The organism is Cyanobium sp. LEGE 06143 (assembly GCF_015207535.1).
In the GTDB taxonomy this organism is placed as follows: domain Bacteria; phylum Cyanobacteriota; class Cyanobacteriia; order PCC-6307; family Cyanobiaceae; genus NIES-981.
In genome coordinates this window covers 1-8,428 of record NZ_JADEWP010000112.1, presented here as the reverse complement: position 1 = coordinate 8,428, position 8,428 = coordinate 1, and the positions used below count along the sequence as shown (strand labels likewise).

Sequence of the window (8,428 nt, the reverse complement as noted above, 5' to 3'; positions counted from 1 at the left end):
GGGTGCGGCCTGCCCAGCTGCTGCGGGCTGAGGGCTGGCAGGAACAGAGGATCAGGGCCGAGCTGGGCCAGCTCAGGCAACGGCTGCAGCCCTGGCTGGCCCGGGAGCTGCTGCTGCTGGAAGGGGAGCGCTGGCGGTTGAGTGATCCCCAGGGCCTGGCCCTCAGCAATGCGGTGCTGCGGGAGCTGTGGTGCTGGATGGACGACTCTGGGCTGCAAGCCACAGGCGCAGCGCCTCCAGCGCCAGGGAGCGACCCTGCAGCAGCGGCGGGCTGAAGGGCGGTTGGCTGCCGGTGAGCCCGAGCAGGTCGGCGGTCACCCGCACCTGTCCGTCACAGCTGTCGCCGGCACCGATGCCGATCACGGGGATGGTGAGCGTGTGGCTGAGTTCTGTGGCGGCCTCCGCCGGCACATGCTCCACCACCAGGGCGAAGCAGCCGGCCTGCTCCAGGGCGCGGGCCGCGGTCCGCAGCCGTTCACGGCTGGCGGCATCGGTGGCCTGGCGCCGGTAGCCCGTGCGGTGCACGGACTGGGGCGTCAGCCCCACATGGCCCATCACCGGAATGCCGCTGCGCACCAGGCGGTCGATCACCGCCAGGGTTTCGGGTTCAGCACCCTCCAGCTTCACCGCCGCTGCGGGGCTCTCCTTCAGCACCCGGCCGGCGGCCGCCACGGCGTCATCGGGATGACACTGATAGCTGAGGAAAGGCAGATCGCAGATCAGCAGGGGTTCATGGCCCGCCGCGCAGGCACTGGCGATGCCGCGCGCCGTGGCGCGGCAGTGATGCAGCATCTCGTCGAGGGTCACCGGCAGGGTGGTGGGGTGGCCCAGCACCACCATGGCGAGCGAATCGCCCACCAGCACCGCATCGGCCCCCGCTTCGGCCACGAGGGCACCGGAGAGGGCATCCCAGGCGGTGAGCACGGTGATCGGCAGGCCCGCCTGTTTGCGACGGGCCAGATCGGCGGGGCGCACGGGCACGGGGCGCAGGGCGAGAGGGAGGGGGCCATTGCTAGCATCCACACGACTCGGACCCACGCGGCCCAGACGCCCAAACCTGGTCAGGACCGGAAGGCAGCAGCCACACGGGATGCTCAGGGCAGGCGTGGAATCCGGGTCACCCCCTCCGGGCTGCCCATCCGCAGCCGTGCCGCACCGCCAGCGCGGCCATGAATGGATCGGCCGGCGGAGTTCACCACTCACGTCTGATTGGGCTCTCTGTTGGAGCTGCTAAGCGATGGCGGCGGTAGCCCTCAGCTCTCCTGATCACCCGGCCGCGTCTGGCGGTTCAGCAGGAACGGCGGGATCTTGGCGCCGCGCTCTTCGGGTGTGGGAGTGGGGGTGAACGGCGGGCTGGTGGCGAAGCTCACCGCCGGTCGTTCGGGGCGGTAGGTGGTGCCACCTGCGAAGCCGGTGGCGATCACCGTCACATGGATCTCGCCCTCCAGCCGCTCGTCCACCACGGCGCCCACGATGATGTTGGCGTCGGGGTCGACCACGTCATAGATCACCTCCGAGGCCGTGGTCATGTCCTCCAGGGTCATGTCGATGCCGCCGCTGATGTTGATCACGCAGCCCTTGGCGCCATCGATGCGGGCCGACTCCAGCAGCGGGCTGCTCATGGCGGCCTGGGCCGCCTCGCTGGCGCGGCTGCGACCCGAGCCCACGCCGATGCCCAGCAGGGCGGTGCCGGCATCGGCCATCACCGAGCGCACGTCAGCGAAGTCCACGTTCACCAGGCCAGGTTTGGTGATGATGTCGCTGATGCCCTTCACGCCCATGCGCAGCACGTCATCGGCGGCGCGGAAGGCCTCATTGAGGGGAGCGCCGGCGATCTCGTCCCGCAGGCGGTCATTGGGGATCACGATCAGGGTATCGACATGCTCGGCCAGCCGGGCAATGCCCTCCTCGGCCTGGCGCATCCGCTTGCGGCCCTCGAATCCGAACGGCTTGGTGACGATGCCCACGGTGAGCGCCCCCACCTCCTTGGCCACTTCCGCCAGGATCGGCGCCGCGCCCGTGCCGGTGCCGCCGCCCATGCCGGCGGCAATGAAGATGAGATCGGCACCCTGGAGCGACTCCTGCAGTTCAGCCCTGGATTCCTCCGCGGCCTTCTGGCCGATCACCGGGTTGCCACCGGCACCGAGACCACGGGTGAGCTTCTGCCCCAGCTGAGTGCGCTTCTGGGCCGCCGACTGCAGCAGCGCCTGGGCATCGGTGTTCAGCACCCTGTAGCCCAGCCCGTGCAGCTCAGAGGCAATCATCCGATTCACGGCGTTGCTGCCGCCACCACCTACACCGATCACCTCGATCCGGGCCGTCTGGCTGGGAACAATGCCGGCGGCATGGGTCGGGGTATGGGTCATCGCGTCGCGGTTGGCGAGGGCACCATTGGCCGTCGGGCTCGCAGGCAGAGTAATCGAATCACCCGTTTGGATCGGCGGCACGGAATTGGGGCCGTCGTCTTGCGCCATGGGGCTGGAATGCCGGTGAGCTGGGCGCATTATGTCCGCAAGTGGCCACCATGACTTTGTTCGGTGGCGACCCTTTGCTCTTTTGCCGACAGACATCGGTGAGCCCGTGTCGTGGCCAAGCCGGTTGAAGGCCCGATCAACCGGTGCTGAGCAGAGGCTCAAGGGGAAGCGGGCTTGGCTGTCGGCGCTTTCTTGAGGGCGAGCTCGGGCTGTTCCGGATCAGTGAGGTCGAGAGTTCTGAGTGGTTTGCCCTTGAGCTGCGCTGGGAGGGTCTTGACGAGGTGAGCCAGCACCTCCAGGCGGCGGGGGAGCTGGGCGTCGGCTGGCCCCAGGCGCACCAGCCCCAGGCTGGCGCTTCGCAGCCACAGGCCTCCATCAGGAGCAAAACGGATCTCCAGCAGATCGCTGCCCAGGCCGTCGCGGCGCTCCAGAACCTCAGCCAGCACCGGCCGAAGCCGCGACTGCCAGCCGCTCACCAGCAGGCCCGAAGCCGCGGCATCGGCCATCAGCGCCCCCTGGCGGCTGTTCATCCAGTAGCCGGAGCGATCCACGAAGCCGGTCTCGTTGCCCTGGGCGGTGCGCCGCCGGGCGCGGGCCACGGCCTGGCGGTCGGTGAGCTGCACCTGCAGCCGTGGCGGTGCCATCAGCCGCGTCACCCGCACCTCCTCCACGGGCAGGGCCTCGGCGAGAGAGGCGGCGACCTGGCTGGGCTCCAGGCTGAGCAGGGTCTGGGGGAAGGTCAGCCCCGCAGCCTCGATCACCTGCTCGGTGCCCACCTGCTTGCTGCCCAGCACCTCCACCTGCTGCGGGTCGCTGAGGGTCCAGCCCTGGCGCAGCAGGGTGTAGCCCAGGCCGCCGGCGAGGCCGAGCAGCACCAGCAGCCGCCAGCCGTTGCGCAGCCACTCGCGGCGGCGCTCTAGGCGCAGCTGGCGTCTGCGCTCAGCTCCTGGGGGAAGGGGCCTGGACGGACTCACAGCTCGCAGCGGGAACTGGCCATCAGTTCATCCATCCAGCGCCGGGCTCGCTCGGCATCGGCGAAGGGGAGATCCTTCTGGGCGCCGCCCCCCACCAGGCGCAGCCGGCAGGCCCCCTGGGATTCCTCGGTGAGGGGCGCCTCGCCCGATCCGAGCGCCAGCAGTTCCACCAGCTCCAGTTGCTTGATGCTGAAGGAGTCCTGCTCCACCAGGGCGCCGGCATCGAAGGTGCTCCAGCTCAGCACTCCGTCCACCAGCCGGGCGGCACCGCAGCCGTCGAGCTTCGCCAGTTCGGACCCCTCGGCCCAGTCCCGGAACAGCTGTTGCCGCCGCCGCTCCAGCCAGCCCAGGGACGTGAGCAGCACGAAGACGAGCAGCAGTGGCAGCCAGAGCAAGCCGTGAATCATGGGGAGACTCCTTTGAAGCGTGCTGGGGCCGGGTCGGCAGGGGAAGGCCACTCCAGAGCGGCCTGGATCAGTTCATCCACCAGGGTGTCCAGGTCGACGCCCGTGGCCTGCCACAGCATCGGGTACATGCTGAGGCTGGTGAAGCCAGGCAGGGTGTTGATTTCATTGAGCCAGAGGCCGCCACCCGCCGTCTCGCTCCCCGCCTCGCCCTCAGCCTTGCTCCCCGCCTCGCCCTCGGCGTAGAAGAAATCGACCCGGGCCAGCCCCGAGGCGTTCAGGGCCTCGCAGGCCTGCACAGCCATGCTGCGGGCCCGCTCCGCCACCGCCTCCGGCACCGGTGCGGGGATCAGGGTGCGGCTCCTGCCATCGCTGTACTTGGTCTCGTAGTCGTACCAGTCGGCGTCGAAGCGGATTTCCCCCAGCACCGAGGCACTGAAGGGCCTGGGGCCGCCGCCGCGCACGGCGCACTCCAGCTCCCGGGCGGTGACGCCCTGCTCCACCACCACCCGCGGATCGAGGTCGGCGGCATCGCGCAGGCCCTCAAGCAGCGAGGGCCGATCCCTGGCCTTGCTGATGCCCACGGAGGAGCCCAGGTTGGCGGGCTTCACGAAGCAGGGGTAACTGAGCTGGGCCTCCAGCCGATCCAGCACGGCCTCGGCATCGCTCTGGACTTCGGCGGCGCTCACGGCGGCATAGGGCACCTGAGGAAGTCCTGAGGCGGCAAAGGCGGCCTTCATGGCCAGCTTGTCCATGCCCACGGCCGAACCGAGCACCCCGGAGCCCACGAACGGCACCTGCATGAGGGCGAACAAGCCCTGGATCGTGCCGTCCTCGCCGTTGGGGCCGTGCAGCACCGGGAACCACACCTGCACCGCCAGGGCTGCATCGGGAAAGCCCTGGAAGCCGGAGCGTTCCGTGCCGGGAGCGAGCTGGGTCGCGTTCGCCGGAGTGCCCTGGGCCAGCACCTGGTCGGCCAGTTCCGGACCCCACCAGCGGCCGCGCTGGTCGATGTAGAAACAGCTCAGGGCGTAGCGAGCGGCATTGGCTTCAGCCCGCAGGGCGGCGGCCACCGTGGCGGCCGAGCGGATGGAGACGGCGTGCTCGCCGGAAGCCCCGCCGAAGATCAGGCCCACATGGATCCGGCCTTGGCTTGGGGCAGGGGTCATCGCGGCGGGCAGCCATCCCGGGCTGTAACTCAGGCCAGTGTGCCGCTCAGCGAGAAGGCCCGCACCTCCTCGATGCGCACGTTCACCAGATCGCCGGCCTGCACGGCCGGAGCCCCTGAGCCAGGGCCGGCCCCGGCCGGCTGGTGAGCGCTGAAGAAGGTGAGCCGGTTGGTGCGGGTGCGGCCCATCCACTGGCTGGCCTGGCGGGGGTTGGGGCCCTCCACCAGCACCTGCTCGAGGCGGCCCTGATAGCGGGCGCTGCGCCGCCGTGCCGTGCGTTCCACCAGGGCATTGAGCTCCTGCAGCCGCTCCACCTTCACGGTCTCGCTGAGCTGATCAGGCCAGTCAGCGGCAGGGGTGTTGGGGCGTGGCGAGTAGGCGGCGGTGTTCACCTGATCGAAGCCGATCTCCTCGATCAGGGCCAGGGTGCGGCGGAACTGGGCCTCGGATTCGCCTGGAAACGCCACGATCACATCGGCGCTGATCGCCGCATCGGGCATGCGCTCACGGATGCGGCTGAGGATGCGGCGGTAGCGCTCCACCGTGTAGCCCCGGGCCATCGCCTTGAGCACGGCGTCATCGCCGCTCTGGAAGGGGATATGGAAATACTCACACACCTTCGGCAGGGCGGCGCAGGCATCGATCAGCCGCTCGGTGAAGTAGCGGGGGTGGCTGGTGGCAAAGCGGATCCGCTCCAGGCCCTCCACGTCGTGGACGTGGTGCAGCAGGTCGGTGAGGGTGTGCTGGCGGCGGCCCTCGGGGGTGATGCCGGGCAGGTCGCGGCCATAGGCATCGATGTTCTGCCCGAGCAGGGTGATCTCGCGGAAGCCCCGCGCCGCCAGCCCCTCCATCTCCAGGCGGATGGCCTCGGGCCGGCGGCTCTGCTCCTGGCCGCGCACCGAGGGCACCACGCAGTAGGTGCAGCGTTCGTTGCAGCCGTAGATCACGTTCACCCAGGCGCACACGGCGCTGTCGCGGCGGGCGGTGGTGATGTCCTCAAGGATGTGGTGCTCGCCGGTGGCCACCACCTGCTGGCCCTGCTCCACCTGGGCCAGCAGGGTGGCGAGCCGGTTGGCGTGCTGGGGGCCCATCACCAGATCCAGCTCCGGCACCCGCCGCAGCAGCGCCTCACCCTCCTGCTGAGCCACACAGCCCGCCACCACCAGGGTGAGGTGGGGGTTGAGGCGCTTGCGCTGGGCCTGGCGGCCCAGGTAGCTGTACACCTTCTGTTCGGCGTTGTCGCGGATCGTGCAGGTGTTGTAGAGCACCAGATCGGCGCTGAGCTCGGCGCTGGCCTGGCGGTAGCCCAGGGTCTCGAGGATTCCGGCCATGCGCTCGGAATCCGCCTTGTTCATCTGGCAGCCGAAGGTGGTGATCCAGTAGCTGCCCGGGCCCGGCCCCGCGGGGCTCTGGGCAGCTGGTGGCGCCAGTTGGAGGGAGTGGGTTGCCGTCATCACGCCATTTTCCCGCATGGCGGCCGGGGCCGCCCCCAACCCTTGGCGGCCGGGGCCGGCTTCAGCCCTCCTCCAGCAGCACCAGCTCCTGGTTGGTGCGCTCGAGCTTGCAGGCCAGCTCGCCGTGGAGCAACCGCATCAGCTGGATCAGCACGACGGGATGCTGCAGCTCCAGCTGCTCGAGGCCCGCGCGGCCCAGCACCAGGCAGCTTCCGGGGGCCTCGGCCAGCACATCGGCACTGCCCTCGCCGCTGCCCAGGAAGGCCACTTCCCCGAACCAGCAGCCGGCGCCGAAGCTGGCGAGACGATCCTGGCGCCCGTCGGAGCCCACGGCGTTCAGCACGCTGAAGCGGCCCGATTCGATCAGAAACAGATCGCTGCCGGGGCCCCCGCCACGGCAGGCCAGCTCTCCGGCCTGGAACCTCCGCCGCTGCAGCAGGGGCTCGAGCACCTTGCGACTCGCTTGTGGCAAGCGCTCCAGCAGCCCCGGCCGCTGCTCCAGGGGCGGAGCGGCCGGGGCGGGCCGCTCCGCCAGCAGCATCTCCTCGGCGTGCTCCAAGGCCTCATCCAGGCTGCTGAAGGTCTGCAGCCAGGGGATTGGCGTCGGCACGTCCAGCCCTTCCTGCCACAGCGCCTCCCCGTGCCTGCCCATGCAGAGCAACACGGTGCTGTGCCGGGGGCCGAGGCTGCCGAGCTGCTGCCGCATCAACCTGGCGCCCACGGCGGGCAGGCTGCTGACCCTGGTCAGGTCGAGCACCAGCACGGACCCCGCCTTGGCCTGGCGGTCGATCTCCGCCAGCAGCTCCTCGCCGGCGGCGAAATCGAGCACCCCCTGCACCTCCAGCAGCTTCAGCCGGGCGCCCTGGCGATCGAGCCAGTCGCGCTCCCCCTGCTGGCGCCAGCGGCGCGAATGGCGCCGGCAGCCGTCGCTGCTGGAGCGCAGGCAGCGCCCCGCCGGGGCTGGCTGGTTGAACAGGTGCAGATCCAGCTGCCGAGACAACCACTCACACACCGCAACGCCCCGAACGGAGTTGCCCAGACTGTCCAGGGGCGGGGAGTACACCGCCAGCCCAAGACGGCCGGGCACCACGGCCAGCAGGCCGCCGGCCACGCCGCTCTTGGCCGGCATGCCCACATCGTGCAGCCACTGGCCGGCGTAGTTGTACATGCCGCAGCTGCCCATCACGGCCAGCACGTTGGTGGTGGTCTGCGGCTCGATCACGCTGACGCCGGTGCGGGGATGGCGGCCCTGGCAGGCGAGGGTGGCGGCCATGCTGGCCAGATCGAGGCAGCTCACCGACACGGCGCACTGCCGAAAATAGAGCTGCAGGCTGGGCTCAGGGTCGCTGCCGATGATCCCGAACTGGCGCAGCAGGTGGCCGATGGCGCGGTTGCGGTGGCCGCTGTCCCGCTCGGAGCGGAACACGGCCTCATCCACCGTCAGGGGCCGGCCAGCCAGGCTGGAATAGAAGTCGAGCAGCAGGGCCGCGGCATGGTCCGGGGCCTGGGCCATCACCTGGGCCGTGGTGGCGATCGCGCCGGCATTGATCATCGGGTTGCGCGGCCGGCCTGACGCCCCATCCAGGCTGATGGCGTTGAAGGCATCCCCCGAGGGCTCCACCCCCACCGTCTGCAGCAGCTGGCCCGCCGGCAGCAGTTTCAGGGCCAGGGCGTAGGTGAACGGTTTGGAGATCGACTGAATCGTGAAGCACTCAGCGGCGTCTCCGACGCTGTACACATGGCCGCTGGTGGTGGCCAGGGCAATGCCGAAATGGTCGGGGTTGGCCTTGGCCAGCTCCGGGATGTAGCGGGCCGGCTGGCCATCCTTCAGGTCTGAGAAGCGGGCGTGGGCCTCGTTGAGAATCTCCTGGATCGCTGTGGCGTTGACGCTGGACGGGGCCATCGCGAGGCTGCGGGGAGGGGGCCGATGCCGGGGCCGGCCGACGCCTGGAG

7 protein-coding genes and 1 other RNA gene are annotated in these 8,428 nt (G+C 70.1%); 1 reads left to right on the top strand and 7 read right to left on the bottom strand.

Annotated elements, in window-relative coordinates; all coding sequences use genetic code 11:
* Positions 1-162 precede the first annotated feature (162 nt).
* Entirely contained in the window at positions 163-975 is an 813-nt protein-coding gene (gene panB / locus IQ216_RS08950; RefSeq protein ID WP_193815200.1) for a 3-methyl-2-oxobutanoate hydroxymethyltransferase, read from the bottom strand.
* A gap of 50 nt (positions 976-1,025) precedes the next feature.
* Here panB and ffs point away from each other — a divergent pair.
* Positions 1,026-1,122: signal recognition particle sRNA small type (ffs, locus tag IQ216_RS08945), an RNA gene on the top strand.
* A 131-nt stretch (positions 1,123-1,253) separates the two neighbouring features.
* On the opposite strand, the gene ftsZ is transcribed toward ffs, so the two are convergent.
* From ftsZ to glsA, 6 genes are all read right to left on the bottom strand, one after another.
* Entirely contained in the window at positions 1,254-2,366 is a 1,113-nt protein-coding gene (gene ftsZ, locus IQ216_RS08940; RefSeq protein ID WP_225875646.1) for a cell division protein FtsZ, read from the bottom strand.
* A gap of 266 nt (positions 2,367-2,632) precedes the next feature.
* Entirely contained in the window at positions 2,633-3,448 is an 816-nt protein-coding gene (locus tag IQ216_RS08935) for an FtsQ-type POTRA domain-containing protein (protein ID WP_193815197.1), read from the bottom strand.
* Complete coding sequence (locus IQ216_RS08930) at positions 3,445-3,855, bottom strand: hypothetical protein (protein ID WP_186697087.1); 411 nt, start codon at positions 3,853-3,855, stop codon at positions 3,445-3,447. The genes IQ216_RS08935 and IQ216_RS08930 overlap by 4 nt, the downstream gene beginning before the upstream one ends.
* Positions 3,852-5,021 carry a D-alanine--D-alanine ligase family protein gene (locus IQ216_RS08925; protein ID WP_193815196.1) on the bottom strand — a complete coding sequence of 390 codons (1,170 nt, stop codon included), beginning with the start codon at positions 5,019-5,021 and terminating at the stop codon, positions 3,852-3,854. Before IQ216_RS08925 ends, IQ216_RS08930 begins: the two co-directional genes overlap by 4 nt.
* 29 nt (positions 5,022-5,050) lie before the next feature.
* Positions 5,051-6,475 (bottom strand): tRNA (N6-isopentenyl adenosine(37)-C2)-methylthiotransferase MiaB, encoded by a 1,425-nt coding sequence (gene miaB, locus IQ216_RS08920; RefSeq protein ID WP_228007324.1) that lies wholly within the window; start codon positions 6,473-6,475, stop codon positions 5,051-5,053.
* Positions 6,476-6,536: 61 nt separating this feature from the next.
* Positions 6,537-8,428: glutaminase A (glsA, locus tag IQ216_RS08915; protein WP_228007323.1), on the bottom strand; the 1,892-nt coding region annotated here is incomplete at its 5' end.

Bases quoted from the DNA above. Each gene is read 5' to 3' on its own strand.
- ftsZ (WP_225875646.1), bottom strand. From the start codon at position 2,366: ATGACCCATACCCCGACCCATGCCGCCGGCATTGTTCCCAGCCAGACG.
- IQ216_RS08930 (WP_186697087.1), bottom strand. From the start codon at position 3,855: ATGATTCACGGCTTGCTCTGGCTGCCACTGCTGCTCGTCTTCGTGCTG.
- IQ216_RS08925 (WP_193815196.1), bottom strand. From the start codon at position 5,021: ATGACCCCTGCCCCAAGCCAAGGCCGGATCCATGTGGGCCTGATCTTC.
- miaB (WP_228007324.1), bottom strand. From the start codon at position 6,475: ATGACGGCAACCCACTCCCTCCAACTGGCGCCACCAGCTGCCCAGAGC.